At 73.6% G+C, this 17647-nt stretch carries 16 protein-coding genes; 12 read left to right on the forward strand and 4 right to left on the reverse strand.

Annotation, left to right across the window (positions count from 1 at the left end; translation table 11 throughout):
* The 6 genes from OG514_RS25395 to OG514_RS25420 all read left to right on the forward strand — a co-directional run bounded on the left by OG514_RS25395 (nucleotide 1) and on the right by OG514_RS25420 (nucleotide 8070).
* A complete protein-coding gene (locus OG514_RS25395) occupies nucleotides 1–618 on the forward strand; it encodes a hypothetical protein (RefSeq protein ID WP_266898582.1) in 618 nt (205 codons plus the stop codon).
* 247 nt (nucleotides 619–865) lie between these two features.
* The gene (locus tag OG514_RS25400; RefSeq protein ID WP_266898584.1) at nucleotides 866–1699 is read left to right on the forward strand and encodes a M55 family metallopeptidase; all 834 of its coding nucleotides are present in this window, start codon (nucleotides 866–868) and stop codon (nucleotides 1697–1699) included.
* Complete coding sequence (locus OG514_RS25405; protein WP_266898586.1) at nucleotides 1692–3026, forward strand: M20/M25/M40 family metallo-hydrolase; 1335 nt, start codon at nucleotides 1692–1694, stop codon at nucleotides 3024–3026. Before OG514_RS25400 ends, OG514_RS25405 begins: the two co-directional genes overlap by 8 nt.
* 99 nt (nucleotides 3027–3125) lie before the next feature.
* Nucleotides 3126–5129 (forward strand): prolyl oligopeptidase family serine peptidase, encoded by a 2004-nt coding sequence (locus OG514_RS25410; RefSeq protein WP_266898588.1) that lies wholly within the window; start codon nucleotides 3126–3128, stop codon nucleotides 5127–5129.
* The gene (locus tag OG514_RS25415) at nucleotides 5126–6103 is read left to right on the forward strand and encodes an LD-carboxypeptidase (RefSeq protein WP_266898590.1); all 978 of its coding nucleotides are present in this window, start codon (nucleotides 5126–5128) and stop codon (nucleotides 6101–6103) included. The genes OG514_RS25410 and OG514_RS25415 overlap by 4 nt, the downstream gene beginning before the upstream one ends.
* Nucleotides 6104–6273: 170 nt before the next feature.
* Complete coding sequence (locus OG514_RS25420) at nucleotides 6274–8070, forward strand: CocE/NonD family hydrolase (RefSeq protein WP_266898592.1); 1797 nt, start codon at nucleotides 6274–6276, stop codon at nucleotides 8068–8070.
* A 40-nt stretch (nucleotides 8071–8110) separates the two neighbouring features.
* Here the strand turns inward: OG514_RS25420 and OG514_RS25425 are convergent, their stop codons facing one another.
* Together OG514_RS25425 and OG514_RS25430 are read right to left on the reverse strand one after the other, a co-directional pair.
* Complete coding sequence (locus OG514_RS25425; protein WP_266898595.1) at nucleotides 8111–9205, reverse strand: adenosine deaminase; 1095 nt, start codon at nucleotides 9203–9205, stop codon at nucleotides 8111–8113.
* A gap of 100 nt (nucleotides 9206–9305) precedes the next feature.
* Nucleotides 9306–10109: a GntR family transcriptional regulator gene (locus tag OG514_RS25430; protein ID WP_266898597.1), complete on the reverse strand. Its 804-nt coding sequence runs from the start codon at nucleotides 10107–10109 to the stop codon at nucleotides 9306–9308.
* Nucleotides 10110–10318: 209 nt separating this feature from the next.
* Between OG514_RS25430 and OG514_RS25435 the strand changes: the two genes are divergently transcribed.
* The 3 genes from OG514_RS25435 (at nucleotide 10319) to OG514_RS25445 (ending at nucleotide 11567) form a co-directional block, all read left to right on the forward strand.
* Nucleotides 10319–10570, forward strand: coding sequence for a lipopolysaccharide assembly protein LapA domain-containing protein (locus tag OG514_RS25435; RefSeq protein WP_266898599.1), 252 nt, complete (start codon nucleotides 10319–10321; stop codon nucleotides 10568–10570).
* Nucleotides 10567–10914 carry a hypothetical protein gene (locus OG514_RS25440; RefSeq protein ID WP_266898601.1) on the forward strand — a complete coding sequence of 116 codons (348 nt, stop codon included), beginning with the start codon at nucleotides 10567–10569 and terminating at the stop codon, nucleotides 10912–10914. The genes OG514_RS25435 and OG514_RS25440 overlap by 4 nt, the downstream gene beginning before the upstream one ends.
* 65 nt (nucleotides 10915–10979) lie before the next feature.
* Nucleotides 10980–11567, forward strand: coding sequence for a GNAT family N-acetyltransferase (locus OG514_RS25445; protein ID WP_266898603.1), 588 nt, complete (start codon nucleotides 10980–10982; stop codon nucleotides 11565–11567).
* On the opposite strand, the gene OG514_RS25450 is transcribed toward OG514_RS25445, so the two are convergent.
* On the reverse strand, nucleotides 11555–11887 hold the full coding sequence (locus OG514_RS25450) for a DUF6204 family protein (RefSeq protein ID WP_266898605.1): 333 nt from the start codon (nucleotides 11885–11887) through the stop codon (nucleotides 11555–11557). The two genes, OG514_RS25445 and OG514_RS25450, sit on opposite strands and share 13 nt — an antisense overlap.
* 176 nt (nucleotides 11888–12063) lie before the next feature.
* Between OG514_RS25450 and OG514_RS25455 the strand changes: the two genes are divergently transcribed.
* Nucleotides 12064–14082 carry a DUF5107 domain-containing protein gene (locus OG514_RS25455; protein WP_266898607.1) on the forward strand — a complete coding sequence of 673 codons (2019 nt, stop codon included), beginning with the start codon at nucleotides 12064–12066 and terminating at the stop codon, nucleotides 14080–14082.
* Nucleotides 14083–14386: 304 nt separating this feature from the next.
* Here OG514_RS25455 and OG514_RS25460 read toward each other — a convergent pair whose 3' ends face one another.
* Nucleotides 14387–15346 carry a YafY family protein gene (locus tag OG514_RS25460; RefSeq protein WP_266898609.1) on the reverse strand — a complete coding sequence of 320 codons (960 nt, stop codon included), beginning with the start codon at nucleotides 15344–15346 and terminating at the stop codon, nucleotides 14387–14389.
* A 96-nt stretch (nucleotides 15347–15442) separates the two neighbouring features.
* Here OG514_RS25460 and OG514_RS25465 point away from each other — a divergent pair, with 96 nt between their 5' ends.
* A complete protein-coding gene (locus OG514_RS25465; RefSeq protein WP_266898611.1) occupies nucleotides 15443–16432 on the forward strand; it encodes an NADP-dependent oxidoreductase in 990 nt (329 codons plus the stop codon).
* Nucleotides 16429–17562, forward strand: a complete 1134-nt coding sequence (locus OG514_RS25470) for a winged helix DNA-binding domain-containing protein (protein WP_266898613.1) — start codon at nucleotides 16429–16431, stop codon at nucleotides 17560–17562. The genes OG514_RS25465 and OG514_RS25470 overlap by 4 nt, the downstream gene beginning before the upstream one ends.
* Nucleotides 17563–17647 lie beyond the last annotated feature (85 nt).

A 17647-nucleotide genomic window follows, 5' to 3' on the forward strand; every position in this document is an offset into this window, starting at 1 on the left:
TTGGCGATGTTTCGTCCGATTCCATGCATCGGGCCTCGGGAAAACCGATGGTGCGCCCGCGCCCAGGAGCTGCCCCCGCTCCTCGGTCACCAGGCCCGCCTGGTCGCACTCGCCCTCGACCTGCACAGCGGCGCCGCGCACCTCCTCGCCTGGCCACCGGGACGCAGACGGGAACTGATCGGCGTCCTCCTGGACGCCGTCGGGGAGCCGGAGACCCCCACCGACCCGGAGGACCGGCGGCGCGCCGACTGGATCCGCCGTACCGCACGGCAGCTCCGCGCCGCCCGGACCGAGGAACCCGCCGACACACCGACTCTGCGGATCGAGGTCGCCGTCGCCGACCCCGGCGACCCGGACGGCGTCGAGCCCCGCTTCCTCGTCGACGGGCGGCCCCTCGTCCCCGAGGCCTACGCCCAGGGGTCCGGGGAGTCGCCCGAGCAGCTCCTGGAGAACGGCGCCCTGCGGGCCGGGCCCGAGCCCCGGGAGGTGCGGCTCGCGGAGGCGTACTGCACCGAGGGCTGCTGCGGCGCCCTGGGTGGGGACTGGGAAGGGGCTGGATCTCGACGGACCTCCGCGCACCGGACACCACCGTCGTCACCTTCGAGGGCGTGCCCCTGACCGCCGACGGCGCACCCGAAACGGAACGGTTCGTACGCCAGTACCTCTGGCGCATCCCGGACGACGGCACACCGCCTGCGGGCCAGGCCGCAGCCGCCCTGCGCCGCCTCGCCGAGGAGGACCCCAGGGGTGTCCGAAGGCCCCGGGGTGAGCCGTACGGCCGTTCCGGTGATCGCCAGTGGTCCACTCCAACGACGGTTTTCCACAGGGGTGGTGAGGCCGCCGGGCGGCGCGTACGGTGCCAGACATGAAGATCCTCATCAGCGCCGACATGGAGGGCGCGACCGGTGTGACCTGGCCCGCCGACGTGCTGCCCGGGACGCCCCAGTGGGAGCGGTGCCGCTCGATGTTCACCTCCGATGTGAACGCCGCTGTCCTGGGCTTCTTCGACGGCGGCGCGGACGAGGTCCTCATCAACGAAGCGCACTGGTCCATGCGGAACCTGCTCCTGGAGCAGCTCGACGAGCGGGCCGAGATGCTCACCGGACGCCACAAGTCCCTCTCCATGGTCGAGGGCGTGCAGCACGGTGACGTCGACGGCATCGCCTTCGTCGGCTATCACACGGGCGCCGGCACCGAAGGGGTCCTCGCGCACACCTATCTCGCCAACTCGATCACCGGCGTCTGGCTCGACGGCGAGCGAGCCAGTGAGGGCCTGCTCAACGCCCACGTGGTCGCGGAGTACGGCGTCCCCGTCGTACTCGTCACCGGCGACGACCTCACCTGCGAGGACGCCCTCGGCTACGCGCCGGAGGCACCCAAGGTCGCCGTCAAGGACTACGTCTCGCGGTACGCGGCGGTGTGCCGGACCCCGGCCAGAACCGCCGCCGACATCCGGGCGGCGGCCAAGACCGGCGTCGCGCTCGCCGTGCGCCAGGAGCCGGTCCGCGGCGGCCCCTTCACCGTGGAGCTGGAGTTCGACGCCGAGCACTTGGGCGCCGCCGCCACGGTGGTTCCCGGCGTGGCGCGAAGCGGAGAGCGGCGCGTCACGTACACGAGCGGGACGATGTACGAGGCAATTCGCACGTTCAAGGCGGTCACGACCATCGTCTCGGCCGCAGTGGAGGAGCAGTATGGCTGAGGAGGTCCGGGGCCCGGACACGACGGCGCTCGACGAGGTGGTCACCTTCACCTCCGAGCTCATCCGCATCGACACCACCAACCGGGGCGGCGGCGACTGCCGTGAGCGTCCCGCCGCCGAGTACGTCGCCGAGCGGCTCGCCGCCGTCGGCATCGAACCCACCCTCCTGGAACGGACCCCCGGCCGTACCAACGTGGTGGCGCGCATCCCCGGCACCGACCCCTCGGCCGAGGCACTCCTCGTCCACGGGCATCTGGACGTGGTGCCCGCCGACCCCGCCGAGTGGACCACCCACCCCTTCTCCGGCGAGGTCCGCGACGGGGTCGTGTGGGGGCGCGGCGCCGTCGACATGAAGAACATGGACGCGATGGTCCTGGCCGTCGTCCGCTCCTGGGCCCGGCAGGGCATCCGGCCGCGCCGCGACATCGTCCTCGCCTACACCGCCGACGAGGAGGCGAGCGCCGAGGACGGCTCCGGCTTCCTCGCCGAGCGGCACGCCGCGCTCTTCGACGGCTGCACGGAGGGCATCAGCGAGTCCGGCGCGTTCAGCTTCCACCCGCAGCCCGGCACCACGCTGTACCCGATCGCCGCCGGGGAGCGGGGCACCGCCTGGCTCAAGCTGACGGCCCACGGCCGGGCCGGTCACGGCTCGAAGGTGAACACGGCCAACGCCGTCACCCGCCTCGCCGACGCCGTCGCCCGGATCGGCTCGCACACCTGGCCGGTCCGCCTCACCGCGACCGTCCGCGCCGCCCTCGCCGAACTGGCCGCGCTGTACGCCCTCGACATCGACACCCGCGCGCCCGACCTCGACGTGGATCTCCTCCTGGACAAGCTCGGGCCGGCTGCCGCCCTCGTCGCGCCGACCGTCCGCAACAGCAGCAACCCGACGATCCTCGACGCCGGTTACAAGGTCAACGTCATCCCGGGCCAGGCCGTCGCCTACATCGACGGGCGGACGCTGCCGGGCACCGAGGAGGAGTTCGCCGCGACCATGGACGAGCTGACCGGGCCACACGTGGAGTGGGAGTTCCACCACCGAGAGGTCGCCCTGGAGGCGCCCGTGGACTCGCCGACCTTCGCGAAGCTGCGGGCCGCCGTCGAGCGCTTCGACCCCGACGGGCACGTCGTGCCGTTCACCATGTCCGGCGGCACCGACGCCAAGCAGTTCTCCCGGCTCGGCATCACCGGCTACGGCTTCTCACCGCTCCGGCTGCCCCCGGACCTCGACTACGGGGCCCTCTTCCACGGCGTCGACGAACGCGTCCCCGTGGACGCCCTGCACTTCGGCGTGAGAGTGCTCGACCACTACCTGAAGACGGCGTAGAACCGTGGACGGCACAGAACCGTGACCGTCCGCGGAGCGCCATGACCGTCCGCGTGACGCCATGACCGTTCGCGCAAGACCGTGACAGGGGGAGTTCAGATGGCCACGACCACGGCCGCCTACGGCAGCTGGCCGTCACCCGTCGACGCGGCACTCGCCGCCGCCCACGACGGGCGGCCCGAGTACCTCGGCGTCGTCGGCGACGAGCTGTGGTGGACCGACCCGCGTCCCGCCGAGGGCGGCCGGCGCGCCCTCGTCCGGCGGCGCGCCGACGGCACCGAGCAGAGCATGCTGCCCGCCCCGTGGAACGTTCGCAGCCGGGTGATCGAGTACGGCGGACGGCCCTGGGCCGCGGTCGCCCGCCCGGCGGGCGGACCGCTCGCCGTGTTCTGTCACTTCCCCGACCAGCGGCTCTACGCGTACGAGCCCGATGCCGCTCCCGGCGCGCGGCCCAGGCCCCTCACCCCCGTCTCCGGGACCGGCGGCGGACTGCGCTGGGTGGACCCGGTGATCCACCCGGACCGGGGCGAGGTGTGGTGCGTCCTGGAGGAGTTCACCGGCCCCGCCCCGACCGATGTGCGCCGGGTGATCGTCGCCGTACCCCTCGACGGCTCGGCCGCCGAGGACCGCGCGGCGGTGCGTGAACTCTCCGACGGGCGGCACCGGTTCGTGACCGGACCCCGGCTCTCCCCGGACGGGCGCCGGGCGGCCTGGATCGCCTGGGACCACCCCCGGATGCCCTGGGACGGCACCGAGGTCCAGCTGGCCGAGGTCGCCCCCGACGGCACCTTCCGGGAGACGAGGACCGTCGCGGGCGGGCCCGCCGAGTCGATCCCGCAGGTCGACTGGGACGCGGCGGGAAGGCTGCTCCTCGTCAGCGACCGCACCGGCTGGTGGAACCTCTACCGGGCGGAGATCGACACCGACGGCGGTCTGGGCGAACCGGCCGCGCTCTGCCCCCGCGCCGAGGAGTTCGGCGGACCGCTCTGGAAGATCGGGCTGAACTGGTTCACGCCCCTGGAGAACGGCCTCATCGCCGTGGTCCACGGCAAGGGGACCACCGCCCTCGGCATCCTCGACCCCGAGCGCGGCGCACTCGTCGACGCCGTCGGACCCTGGACCGAGTGGGCCTCGACGCTCGCCGCCCACGACACCCGGGTCGTCGGCGTAGCCGCCGGACCGCACAGCTCGTACGAGATCGTCGAACTCGACACCCGCACCGGACGCACCCGGGTCGTGGGCGCCGCGCACACCGACGCCGTCGACCCCGCCCACCATCCCGAGCCCCGCCTCCGTACGTTCACCGGCCCCGGCGGGCGGGAGATCCACGCGCAGATCTACCCGCCCCACCACCCCCGGTTCACCGGGCCGGAGGACGAGCTGCCGCCCTATGTGATCTGGGCGCACGGCGGACCCACCGGACACGCCCCGCTCGTCCTCGACCTGGAGATCACCTACTTCACCTCGCGGGGCATCGGGGTCGCCGAGGTCAACTACGGCGGCTCCACCGGCTACGGCCGGGAGTACCGCGAGCGGCTGCGCGAGCAGTGGGGCGTCGTCGACGTCGAGGACTGCGCGGCCGTCGCCCGGGCCCTCGCCGCCGAGGGGACCGCCGACCCCGCCCGGCTCGCCGTGCGCGGCGGCAGCGCGGGCGGCTGGACGAGCGCCGCCTCCCTCGTCGCCACCGACGTCTACGCCTGCGGCACGATCATCTACCCCATCCTCGACCTGCGGGGCTGGGCCACCGACGAGACCCACGACTTCGAGTCCCAGTACCTCCACGGACTCATCGGGTCGATCGACGACGTACCCGCCCGCTACAAGGAGCGCTCGCCGATCGAGCACGTCGACCGCGTCACCGCGCCCTTCCTGCTGCTCCAGGGCCTCGACGACGTCATCTGCCCGCCCGCGCAGGCCGAGCGTTTCCTCACCCGCACCGCAGGCCGGGGCGTCCCGCACGCCTACCTCGCCTTCGAGGGGGAGGGGCACGGCTTCCGCAGGGCCGACACGATGGTGCGCGCCCTGGAGGCCGAACTCTCCCTGTACACACGGACCTTCGGCGTCGACCGGACGGACGTGCCCGACCTGGAGTACCGCACGTGACCGCCCCCGATGCCGACCTCCGCGCCAGGGCGGAGGCCCGGCCGCCCGTCAGGTCGCTCACCCGTCCCGACCGGCTGCGGCCCGGCGCGCGGGTCGCGGTCGTCGCGCCCAGCGGGCCCGTCCCCGAGGAGCGGCTGCGCGCGGGGCTCGACATCCTGCGCGGCTGGGACCTCGATCCCGTCGTCGCCCCGCACGTCCGGGACACCCACCCCACCCTCGGCTACCTCGCGGGCGCCGACCGGGCCCGCGCCCGGGACCTGACCGAGGCCTGGTGCGACCCTTCGGTCTCCGCCGTCCTCTGCGCGCGCGGCGGCTTCGGGGCGCAGCGCATGGTCGACCTCGTCGACTGGAGGGCGATCCGGGAGGCCGGACCCAAGGTGTTCGTCGGCTACAGCGACATCACCGCCCTCCACGAGGCCTTCGCCGTCCGGGCCGGTTACGCCACCCTGCACGGTCCGATGGTCGCCGCGGGCACCTTCCTCTCGGACCCGCGCACCCAGGAGTCGCTGCGGGCCACCCTGTTCGAACCCGAGTCGGTACGGACGCTCGGCCTGGACACGGCACGGACCCTGGTACCGGGCCGGGCCAGGGGCGTGACGCTCGGCGGTTGCGTCAGCCTCCTCGCCGCCGACCTCGGCACCCCGCACGGCCGGCCCTCGGCCCGCGGCGGGCTGCTCCTCCTGGAGGACGTGGGGGAGGAGCCGTACCGCCTCGACCGCATCCTCACCCAACTCCTGCGCTCCGGTCTGCTCGACGGCGTCACGGGCATCGGCCTCGGCTCCTGGGCGGAGTGCGGCCCGTACGAGGAGGTACGGGCGGTGTTCGCGGACCGGCTCGGCGGTCTCGGGGTGCCGGTCGTGGAGGAACTGGGCTTCGGGCACAGCGAGACGGCGCTGACCATGCCGCTGGGGGTGTCCGGCGTGCTGGACGCGGACAAGGGCACGCTCACGCTGGACGTACCGGCGCTGCGCTGAGCGGGATGCGGGCGCGGGGTCGCCCCGGACGCCCGGACGGCCTTCACTGAATCTCCGTCAATAACCTTCGTCCGGCGCATTGACGGCCTCTGACACGTGTCACAGCATGGGCGCTGCCCGGGTACCTACCAGTCGGTAGTTGCGGTGGGTCTCTCGGCGTCGTCCTCAGCGTGGAGGTCTCTGTGTCCCGTGCCGTGCCCCGTTCCCGCAAAGCCCTCGCCCTCGTGGCCGGTGCGGCCGCGCTCGCCGCGCCCCTGGCTCTCGCCGCGCCCGCGAGCGGCGCCGAGGCGGAGGCCGTCACCGGCTCCTACACCGTCACCCCGCTCCGGTTCACCGTCGAGGCGGGCGCCCGGAGTTGTGCCGTCGACGCCGACCTCTACCGGCCGGCGGGCGTGGACGCCGGACATCCCGCGCCCGCCGTCCTCGCCACCAACGGCTTCGGCGGCAGCAAGAGCGACGGTTCCACCGACGCCATCGGCAAGGCCTTCGCCGAGCGCGGTTACGTCGGCCTGGTCTACTCGGGCCTCGGTTTCGGGAAGTCCGGCTGTCTGATCTCCCTCGACGACCCGGAGATCGACGGCCGCGCCGCCGCCCGGCTCGTCGACTTCCTCGCCGGCGGCCGGGCGGCCGACGACGGCACGCGCGTCGACTTCGTCACCCGCGACGGCGCGGGCGACCCGCGGGTCGGCATGATCGGCGGCTCCTACGGCGGGGCCGTACAGCTCGCCGCCGCCTCCGTCGATCGCCGCATCGACGCCCTCGTCCCCCTCATCACCTGGAACGACCTCGCGTACTCCCTCGCCCCCAACGCCGCCGACCGCGCCACCCCCGGTGTCTTCAAGTGGCAGTGGGCGAACGGCTTCTATCTGATGGGCGAGGGGCAGCCGCTGCTCGTCCCCTCCCTGGACCCCAGCCGGATCAACTCGCTCGGCTGTCTCCACTTCGTCTCCGACGCCTGCGACACCGTGCGGCTCCTCAACTCCGGCCGTTACCCCAAGGCCGAGACGGAGAAGATGCTCGCCTACGCCCGCAGCGTCTCCCCGGTCTCGTACGTCGACCGGGTCACCGCACCCACCCTGATCGTCCAGGGCCAGGCCGACACCCTCTTCAACCTCAACGAGGCGCGGGCCACCTACGACCGGCTGCGCGAGCGCGGCGTCGACACCCGGATGATCTGGCAGTCCTGGGGCCACAGCGGGGGCCAGAAGCCCGGCGAGCTCGACCTGGGCCAGGGCAACCTGGAGTCCAGCTACGTCGGGCAGCGCGTACTCGCCTGGTTCGACCGGTACCTGCGCAAGAACCGGACCGCGGACACCGGCCCCGCCTTCGCCTGGTACCGCGACTGGCAGAGCGGCTACGGCACGGCGGCCGGCGTCCCGGCGCTCAGTCAGCGGCTGTACCTCTCCGGCGACGGCAAGCTCGTCGACAACCGTACGAAGGTGGCCCGGGGATCCAGGACGTACAGCAACTGGCTGTTCCCGACGAGCCATTCGGAGTCCTCGCTCGCCGGGACGATCGGGCTGCCCGACCCCCGGCCGTACGACACCCCCGGCACCCACCTCGGCTGGACCAGTGCCCCGCTCGCCGGGCCGGTCGATCTCGTCGGCGCCCCGAAGGCCACCCTGAAGGTCGTCTCTCCGGCGACCGAGCGGGTGCAGGGTTCCGGTGACGCCGCCGACAAGCTCGTGCTCTTCGCCAAGCTCTACGACCTCGCCCCCGACGGCACCAAGACCCTGGTCAACCACCTTGTCGCGCCGGTGCGGGTGCCGGACGTCACCCGCCCCTTCACGGTCGAGCTGCCCGCCGTCGTCCACCGCTACGAGACCGGCCACCGGCTGGAGCTGGTGATCGCGGCGAGCGACACCGCGTACTCCGGCAACCACGGCATCAAGCCGGTGACCGTCGTCAGCGCCCCCGAGAACGCGGGGACTCTCGAACTCCCCCTGATCCAGGGGAGGGTGGGGTGACCCCGCGTCGGGCGGCGGATCAGGGCAGGACGTTCGGGCCCTAGACCCCGAGCGCCGCGTACCCCGGGCGGACGATCTCGTCGATCAGCCGCTGCCGGTCCGGCAGCGGCAGGAAGGCGGCATCGAGCGCGGCGACCGTGAACTCCTCGAAGACCTCGGGGCCGTACCCGAAGGCGTCCGCCATGTGCTGGAACTCCTCGCTCATGGTGGTGCCGGAGACCAGCCGGTTGTCCGTGTTGAGCGTGATCCGGAAACCGAGGCGGCGCAGCTCGTCGATCGGGTGCGAGGCGTAGTCCTTCGCGGCGCCCGTCTGGAGGTTGGAGGTCGGGCAGACCTCCAGGGCGATGCGGTTGTCCCGGACGTACGAGGCGAGCCGGCCCAGGGTGCCGTCCTCGGCTATGTCGTCCGTGATCCGCACGCCGTGGCCGATCCGCTCGGTGCCGCAGACCTGCACGGCCTCGTGGATCGACTCCGCGCCGACGGCCTCGCCCGCGTGGATCGTGAAGTGGCAGTTCTCCCGCTTCAGGTGCTGGAAGGCGGGGAGGTGGCGGGCCGGCGGGTTGCCGATCTCGCCGCCGGCGATGTCGAATCCGGCCACACCCTTGTCCCGGTGTGCGACCGTGAGCCGCGCGATCTCCAGGGAGCGGTCCGTGTGGCGCATGCCCGTCAGGAGGGTGCGGACGGTGATGCGGCCGCCGGAGCGGCGCTCGCCCTCACGGAAACCGTCGTTGACGGCCTCGACGACCTCGTCGAGGGTCAGACCGCCCTCCAGGTGCTGCTCGGGGGCGTAGCGGATCTCGGCGTAGACGACACCGTCCGCGGCCAGGTCCTCGGCGCACTCGGCCGCGATGCGCGTGAGCGCCTCGCGGGTCTGCATCACCGCGCAGGTGTGGGCGAAGGTCTCCAGGTAGCGCTCCAGCGAACCGGAGTCGGCGGCGTCCCGGAACCAGACCGCGAGCGCGGCCGGGTCCTCGGTCGGCAGCGCGGCGTAGCCGCACTCCCGTGCCAGCTCGACGATGGTCGTGGCGCGCAGTCCACCGTCGAGGTGGTCGTGGAGGACGGCCTTGGGGGCCCGGCGGATCCACTCGGAGACGGTGGCGGCGGCAGGCGTGGCAGGGTTGTCAGACAAGTGCATGGCGGGGAAGTGTACGCCACGGGAGAGGGGGCCGCTGTGACGGCCCTGACGGGGGCTGGGGCAGGAGCCCCGGAAGAGGCGTGCGCGGCCTCGGGCGTGCCTAGTGGGACTGCAGTACGGGCAGTGCCGGGGCGCCCGTCGGGAGCATGTGCTTGGCGGCCAGGACCGGGGTCTCGCCGACCCGGACGACCTGGGTGACGAGTACGGCCGGGGTGTCCGCCGGGCGACCCAGCTGGTCCCCGCGCCGCCGTCCGAGCAGTGTCGCCGTGATGCCGCTGTGCGCGCTGAGGGCGGTCTCGCGCGAGGCTCCGACCAGGACCGAGAGCATGGAGACGGCAGGCCTCCGCTCGGAGCCGCCGGCCGTCCTCGCCAAGGGGCCCGCCTCCGCCCGGCTGCCCGTCTCCGTCGCCCGCAGGGCGCGCGCGAACTCGGGGTGCACCCGGTCGAGCAGCTCGTCGGGCGCCGCCCACTCGTGGCTCAGCGCCGCCGCCGTACCCTCCCCGGTCAGCACGGACTCCCAGAACCGCAGCTCGGCGCGGGCCGGGGCCAGCAGGTGCTGGGTGGTGAAGTCGGTCGGTTCCTCGACCGTCCGCAGCAGCGCCCGCACCCGCAGCGGCGTCCCCGCGCCGATCAGTTCCTCAAGCGGTTGGACGTGCTCGAACCCGCGCCGTGGCGGCCGGTCGTTCACGGTCCGGCCCACCCCGCGCCGTACGGTCAGCAGACCGTCCTCCTGGAGCAGCAGCAGCGCCTCGCGCAGGGCGGGCCGGCTCACGCCCAGCTCGGCGGCGAGCTTCGGTTCGGAGGGGAGTGTCGAGCCCGGCGGGTAGGTGCCGTCGTGGACGGCGTCCGCGATCCGTTCGTAGAGCGCCACGACCGGTCGCCGCCGCTGTCCGCTGACCGCCACGGCCGCTCCTCGTCTCGAATCCGGTCGGTTCCGGGCGGTTCCGGCCCCGGGTCCCGACGGTGTCAGGCACCACGGTAGTCGGCCCACGTTGTCTGACAAGTCACTCGTACGGCTCTCCTCGCCGTCACGGTGAGGCTCCGCCCACCTCATTCTGGTCCCACGGCTGTGGACGGGTACGACCGACGGCACGACGGAGGAGAGGGCCGGGCATGAGTCCCAAGGAGACGTCACGGACAACGGACGGGGGCAGATCCCGGTTCACCGAAGCCCTCACCCCCGGCCGGATCGGGATGATGGCGCTCGCCGCCATCACCCTGGTCTTCATCTTCCAGAACACCCGCGAGGTCAAGATCCGGCTCCTGATCCCCGAAGTGACCATGCCGCTCTACCTGGCCCTGCTCGCCACCGCGCTCCTCGGCGCCGCCTGTGGGTTCTACGTCGCCGCCCGGAGGCAGAAGTGAAGCGGCGCGCCGTCGTCGGGGCGGGCGCGGTCCTCGCCCTCGCGGCCATAGCCGTCACCTCGACGGAGGCCTCTGCCGCGGCCGACGACGGCGGGACCCGCCCGGTGCCCGACTTCCTCGACCGCGGCCTGTGGCGCGTCTTCACCCGGCTGGACCCCCGTACCCGACTCGACGTCCACGACGTGAGCGGGCGGGACCGGCGGGTGATCTGGCCGCCGCGATGGCAGGTCGTCACGCAGTACCCGGCGGCGGGCACGGGCCTCGACCGCCGCACCACCGTCATGATCGGAGTCGTACGGAAGGGGGAGAGCTGCCCGCCCCGCGTGCGCACGGCGCGCCGATGAGCGGGCCGCTGAGCGCGCCGCACCCCCTCCGTGGCTCGCTCCTCGGTGCGGCTTAGCCTGGCCGTATGCCCGACGATCTTGGCCGTTACCTCACCGCCGGGCCCCGCGTGGGCCTGCGCGCCTTCACCCTCGACGACGCCGAGGAGTTCACCGCCCGCGCCCGCGAGAGCCGGGAACTCCACCGGCCCTGGCTGTTCCCGCCGTGCACGGCCGAGGCCTACGGCGGCTACGCGTCCGCCCTCATCGAGGAACCGGCGCGCGAGGGGTTCCTGGTGTGCGAGCACGGGGACGCGGGCGGCGGGATCGCCGGCTTCCTCACCGTCAACAACATCGTCCGGGGCGCCTTCCGCAGCGGCGCCCTCGGCTACGGCGCCTTCGCGCACGCCGCCGGGCGCGGACTGCTCACCGAGGCCCTCGGACTGCTCCTCGCGTACGCCTTCGGGCCGCTCGGACTCCACCGTCTCGAAGCGAACATCCAACCCGGCAACGCCCCCTCCCGCGCGCTCGTCCGCCGCGCGGGCTTCCGGCTGGAGGGCTTCTCGCCCGCCATGCTGCTCATCGACGGAGCCTGGCGCGACCACGAACGCTGGGCGATCACCGCCCCGGAGCCCGAAGGCGCGACGGGCGGGGGCGAGACCGCTCAGCGCTTGTAGTTGATCTTCATGGTGTCGAGGTCGGTCACGGTCGAACGCAGCGCCTTGTACCCGTGGCCGAGCTCCCCGAGCGCGGTCTCCACCCGGTCCTCCGCGAGCGCGCCCGCCATCTCGTCCCCGTCCTCGGCGTCGGAGACGACGACCAGGCGGTACGAGAAGTGCTTCAGCGTCCGGTCGTAGGCCAGCGAGCCCTCCTCCGTGAACCGCATCGCGGTCAGCCCGTGCGCGTCCACCTCGGCGAGCAGCCGGGTGCGGCTCTCTTCCGACAGACCGTCGAACGTGCCGCGCACGATGACCCGGTAGGTGTGCTGCGTGCCCATTCCTCGTACTCCCTGTGTCACGGTTCCCCGGCCGCCCGACGGCGTGCCGACCCTCCACCCTAGGGAGTGTCCTGCCGATCAGGCCGGGAATTTCCGGGGCCCCCGCCCTCGGCTTTGCCGAAGCCTGACGCGGAGAGCCCCTGGTCAGGACGGCCGTCGGCGTGTTCCATGGGGCGATGACGACCGTACGACGTGCCGTACTGACGCTGCCCGCAGCCCCGTTGGGCCCGGACAACCCTCTTCCCGCCCTGCGGGCCCCCGCCGGTGCCGGGGCCCACGCGGTCGACGCGCGGACCCTCGCGGAACTCCCGCGCGACATGGCCCGCGGCATCGGGCGGGCACCCCTGCGCAGCCTGCTGCCCGCTCCCGTCCGCGACGGCTACGGCCGCGATCGCACCCCTGCCGACCTCGACACGATCGTGATCGAGAACGACCGGCTCCGGGTGACCGTGCTGCCCGGCCTCGGCGGCCGCGTCCACTCCCTCCACCACAAGCCCACCGGACGCGAACTCCTCTACCGCAACCCGGTGTTCCAGCCCGCCGCCTTCGCCCTCAACGGCGCCTGGTTCTCCGGCGGCATCGAGTGGAACATCGGGGCCACCGGCCACACCACCCTGTCCTGCTCGCCCCTCCACGCGGCGACCGTCCGCGCACCCGACGGCGGACCGATGCTCCGCCTCTGGGAGTGGGAACGGCTGCGCGACCTGCCCTTCCAGATAGACCTGTGGCTCCCGGAGGGCTCCGACTTCCTGTACGTCGGGGTCCGGATCCGAAACCCCCACGAGCGCCCCGCCCCCGTCTACTGGTGGTCCAACATCGCCGTCCCCGAGGACCGCCGGGTCCTCGCCCCCGCCGACACGGCCTGGCACCACGGCTACGAGCGCGGCCTGCGCCGGGTCCCCGTGGCGCGCACGGAGGACGGCATCGACCGCTCGTACCCGCTGAACAGCGCACACGCCGCCGACTGGTTCTACGATCTGCCCGAGGGGCAGCGCCGCTGGATCGCCGCTCTCGATCCGGACGGCGGTGGACTCGTCCAGACCTCCACCGATCCGCTGCGCGGTCGCAAGCTCTTCGTGTGGGGCACCGAGCGCGGCGGCCGGCGCTGGCAGGAGTGGCTGACGGAACCCGGCACCCCCGGTTACGCCGAGATTCAGGCCGGACTCGCCCGCACCCAGCTGGAACACCTGGAACTCGCGGGCGACGCGGAGTTCAGCTGGCTGGAGGCGTACGGCCCGCTCGCCGCCGATCCCGCCACGGCGCTCGGCGACGACTGGGCCGCCGCCCGCTCCGACGTCGAGCACAAGCTGGCCGGTGTGCTGCCCCGCGCCGCCGTCGACGCGGCGTACACGGCCTGGCGGGAGAGCGCGGCAGACACCGCTCCGGACGAGGTCCTCGCGGCCGGCTCCGGCTGGGGTGCGCTCGAAGTCCTGCGCGGTGGATACGAGTTGCCCGGGACGCCGTTCCCCGAATCGACGCTCGGACCCGATCAGGAACCCTGGCGGGAGCTGCTGCACACAGGCGTCCTGCCGGCGCCGTCAAAGTCGGCGCACGGCGCGGCACAGGGCGCTGTGCGAGGCGCGGCACCGGGCACGCCCCTGATCGCGCCGCTCGTCGCATCGCCCTGGCGGGACATGCTGGAGACCGCCCCCGCCGACCCCACCACCGAGTACCACCTCGGCATCGCCCAGTGGCACGCCGGTGACCGCGCCCAGGCGGTACGCAGCTGGGAGCGGGGGCTCAAGGAGGCCGCCGTGCGCTGGCCGCTGCTGTACTGCCTGGCCGTCGCCGACCGGGAGGACGGGCACCCGGAGCGAGCCGCCGAGCACTTCACGGAAGCCTTCGCCGACCACGCGGGAGCAGACGGCGGACCTGAGGAGGGTGCGGGGGAGACCCTCGCCGCCGCCCTCGGCCGCGAGGCCGTCGACGCCCTCCTCGCCGTCGGCCGGCCCGACCGGGCCAGGGCCCTCTGGCAGCGGCTGCCCGAGCCGGTCCGGCAGCGCGGTGCCTTCCGGCTGCTCGACGCCCGGCTGCTGATCGCCGAGGGCCGGCCGGACGAGGCCCGTGCCGTCTTCGACGCGGGCTTCGAGGTCGCGGACCTGCGCGAGGGCGCCGAGATCCTGGGCGAGCTCTGGGCCCGGCTCACCGACGAACTCCTGCCGGACGCCTACGAGTTCAGGATGCGGCCGAGCTGAGGGTGGGGGGCGGACCGGGGGCGCGGTCGCTACCCTGGAGACCGCGAAAGCACGGTCGAGCGCGGAGACCGCGGGGGATCGGAGGTCCGGAGATGGCGGCCTGGGCGACACAGGAGTGCCGGTGCGGACATCCGCGCTTCCGCCACGGGGAACCCCGGTTCTCGGGCACGTGCGGAGCGTGCCTCTGCGGATCCTTCGAGCTGCCCCCGGCTCCGGCCCTCGCGGACGAGCCGCCCCCACCCCCGGAGCGGGACCGCACCCCCCATCCGAGCTGCCCCCTCCAGGACCCGGACTGCCTCGGGTATCACGACCTGTCCTGAGGGGCCGCGCGCAGGAAACGGGCACCCCACTCCCGGAGGTGTGCGGCGAACTCCGGCGGGCCCAGGACCTCGAACTCGGCCCCCACGTTGCCCAGCGCCTGCGTCGGCCAGTCGAGAGACGTCGAGGTCATGGTGAGCCGACAGCTGTCCCGGTCGACCGGCTCGACCGTGCCCCACCGGCCGACCGTCCGCCGCACCCGCGCCGACGGCGCGTGGACGAGGACCTCGACCGTGTAAGGCGCGGGGGCCCCGCTCGCCTCCCGGACGAAGGCCGCGGCGTCACCGGCCGGGAGCGGACGGGACAGGAAGCGGGCGCCGGTCGCCGTCGGCCCGGTCAGCCGGTCGAGGCGGAAGCTGCGCCAGTCGTGCCGGTCCAGGTCGTAGGCGACCAGGTACCAGCGCCCGCCGAGGGCGACGACGCGGTGCGGCTCGACCTCGCGCTCGGTGGCAGCGGAACCCCGGGCGGTGTAACCGAACCGCAGCCGCTCCTCGTCCCGGCACGCCTGGGCGACCGCGGTGAGCACGCCCGCCGCGACGGCCGGCCCTGCCGCGGAGGCGGAGACGGTCATCGCGCGCAGGGCGTCCACCCTGGCGCGCAGCCGGGGAGGCAGGACCCGCACCACCTTGGTGAGCGCCCGCAGGGACGCGTCCTCGATCCCCGCGATCCCGCTCTGCGCCGCGTCGCCGATGCCGACGGCGAGGGCCACCGCCTCCTCGTCGTCGAGCAGGAGCGGCGGCAGGACGGCGCCGGGCGCGAGCTGGTAGCCGCCGTCCGTGCCACGGGCCGCGCCGACCGGGTAGCCGAGCTCGCGGAGCCGGTCGATGTCGCGGCGCAGGGTCCGCTCGGAGATTCCGAGCCGGCCGCACAGTTCCGGGCCGGGCCAGTGGCGGTGGGTCTGCAGCAGGGAGAGCAGCCGGAGGGTCCGTGAGCTGGTGTTCGCCATGCCGGAATACTGCCCGGAGTTCCGGCCGGAAAGTGACCGGAAGTGTCCTTAGAGTCGATTTCGAAAGCCCCACCGGACCGATGTGAGGACCGAGAAATGATCACCCGTGAGATCCGGCTGACCACGCAGATCACCGGCGTCCCGACACTCGACCACTTCACCGTCGCCGAGACCGAGGTGGACGGCGAGGTCCTGGTACGCACCGAGGAGGTGGGCCTGGCCGCCGCGTACCTGGAGCTGATGCGGGCCGACTGCACCCTCCCGGTGCCGGCCTGGCGGCCGGGCCGGCGGGTGGGACTGGTCACCGTCGGCACGGTCGTACGCTCCGGGAGCCCCGCGCTCGCGGTCGGCGACCTCGTCCGGACGACGGCCGGCTGGAGCGAGTACTCGGCGGGTCCGGCGTCCGCGTACGTCAAGCTCGACCGCGGCTTCTTTCCCGACCCCGGCCACCACCTCGGCCAGGGGCCGACCGCCTACTACGGGACGGCCGACGTGGCGGCCGTCGGCGAGGGCGACGTGGTGTTCGTCTCCGGCGCGGCGGGCGGGGTCGGCTCGCTGGCCGGGCAGATCGCCCGGTGCCTCGGCGCGGTGCGGGTGATCGGCAGCGCCGGAAGCCCGGCGAAGGCCGCGTACCTGGTGAACGAGCTGGGCTTCGACGCCGCGTTCGACTACCACGACGGCTCCCCGGCCGACCGGCTCCAGGAGCTGGCGCCCGAGGGCATCTCGGTGTTCTTCGACGTCGTCGGCGGCGAGCAGTACGACGCCGCCCTGCGAGCCGCCCGGCCCGGGGCGCGCTTCGCCCTGTGCGGCTCGCTGTCGAGCCAGCTCGGCGACGCGGCGGACCGCTTCCCGCAGCCCGACCGCGCGGCGGCCGAGGCCAGGGGCGTCGAGCTGCTGCCCTTCTCCTGCCACCACACGCCCGATCAGATCGAGTCCTGGCAGAAGCACTTCCGAACGTGGCTGGGCGAGGGCCGCCTCGTCTACCCGCGGACGGTCGTCGAGGGTGGGATCGAGGACGTGCCGGGCGCGTTCCTCTCGCTGCTCCAGGGCTCCTACCGGGGCAACGTCTCGGTGCGTCTGCCGTGACCACGCTCTCCCTCCGCGCCCTGAACCGGGCGCTCCTCGACCGCCAGTTCCTGCTCGCGCGCACCGACCGCACTCCCCTTGAGGTGATCGGACGCCTTGTCGCACTCCAGGCGCAGGAGCCCAACTGGCCCTACGTCGGACTGTGGAGCAGGATCCACGGCTTCACCCGGGCGGAGCTCACCGCGCTCGTCGAGGACCGGAAGGTCGTCCGGTCCACCCTGCTCCGCAGCACCCAGCACCTCGCCGCCGCCGACGACTTCCGCCGGTTGCGCCCGCTGGTGCAGCCCGTGCTCGACCGCACGGCGGGCTCGCCGTACTTCACCCGGAACCACAGCGCACGTGGCGACTCCACCGGGCACGGCGTGGGCCTGGACCCGGCGTCCCTGGTCGCCGAGGGGCTCGACCTGCTCGGCGACGGGACGCTGCCCCGCAGGGAGCTGGCCCGCGGACTGGCCGACCGCCACCCGGGGCACGACGGGCGGATCCTGGCCGGGGAGGTCGAACTGCGCACTCCGCTCGTCCATGACCCGGCCACCGCCGCCTGGGGTTCCTGGGGCAACCGGTCGGCGATCTCCGTCACGCCCGCCGAGGCATGGCTGGGACGGCCGATGGCGACCACGACCGAGACGGCGAAGGAACTGGTCCGCCGCCATCTGGCGGCCTTCGGCCCGGCCCGTGTGAAGGACGTCCAGGTCTGGTGCGGACTGACCCGCCTGGGTGAAGTCGTCGCGGAGATGGACGACGAACTGCGCCGCTACTCCGGCCCCGGAGGCGGGGAGCTGTTCGATCTGGCCGAAGCGGAGCTGCCCGACCCCGAGACCCCCGCCCCGGTGCGACTGCTGCCCGCCTTCGACAACATCCTGCTCGCCCACGCCGACCGGACGCGCATCATCGGCGACGAGGACCGCACCCGTGTGATGCCCGGCGGGGCGCAGGTCCGGCCCACCTTCCTGGTGGACGGCCGGGTGCACGGAACATGGTCGCTCGGCGCCGGGACGCTGCGGCTCGCCCCGTTCCGGCCGCTCCGCGCCGCGGACAGGGCGGCCCTGGAGGAGGAGGCCGGGCGACTGCTGCCGTTCGTGGGAGGCACGACGGTGGCCTACGGCGACCCGCCGCCGCCCGCGACCTGATCGCCGTGAGGTGCCGCCCGGCCGCCCCGGTCACCCCGGCATCTCCGGTTCGGAAGGGGCGCCGGACACGCACTGCGACGAGCAT

It is taken from the genome of Streptomyces sp. NBC_00572 (assembly GCF_026341815.1).
Classification (GTDB): Bacteria; Actinomycetota; Actinomycetes; order Streptomycetales; family Streptomycetaceae; genus Streptomyces.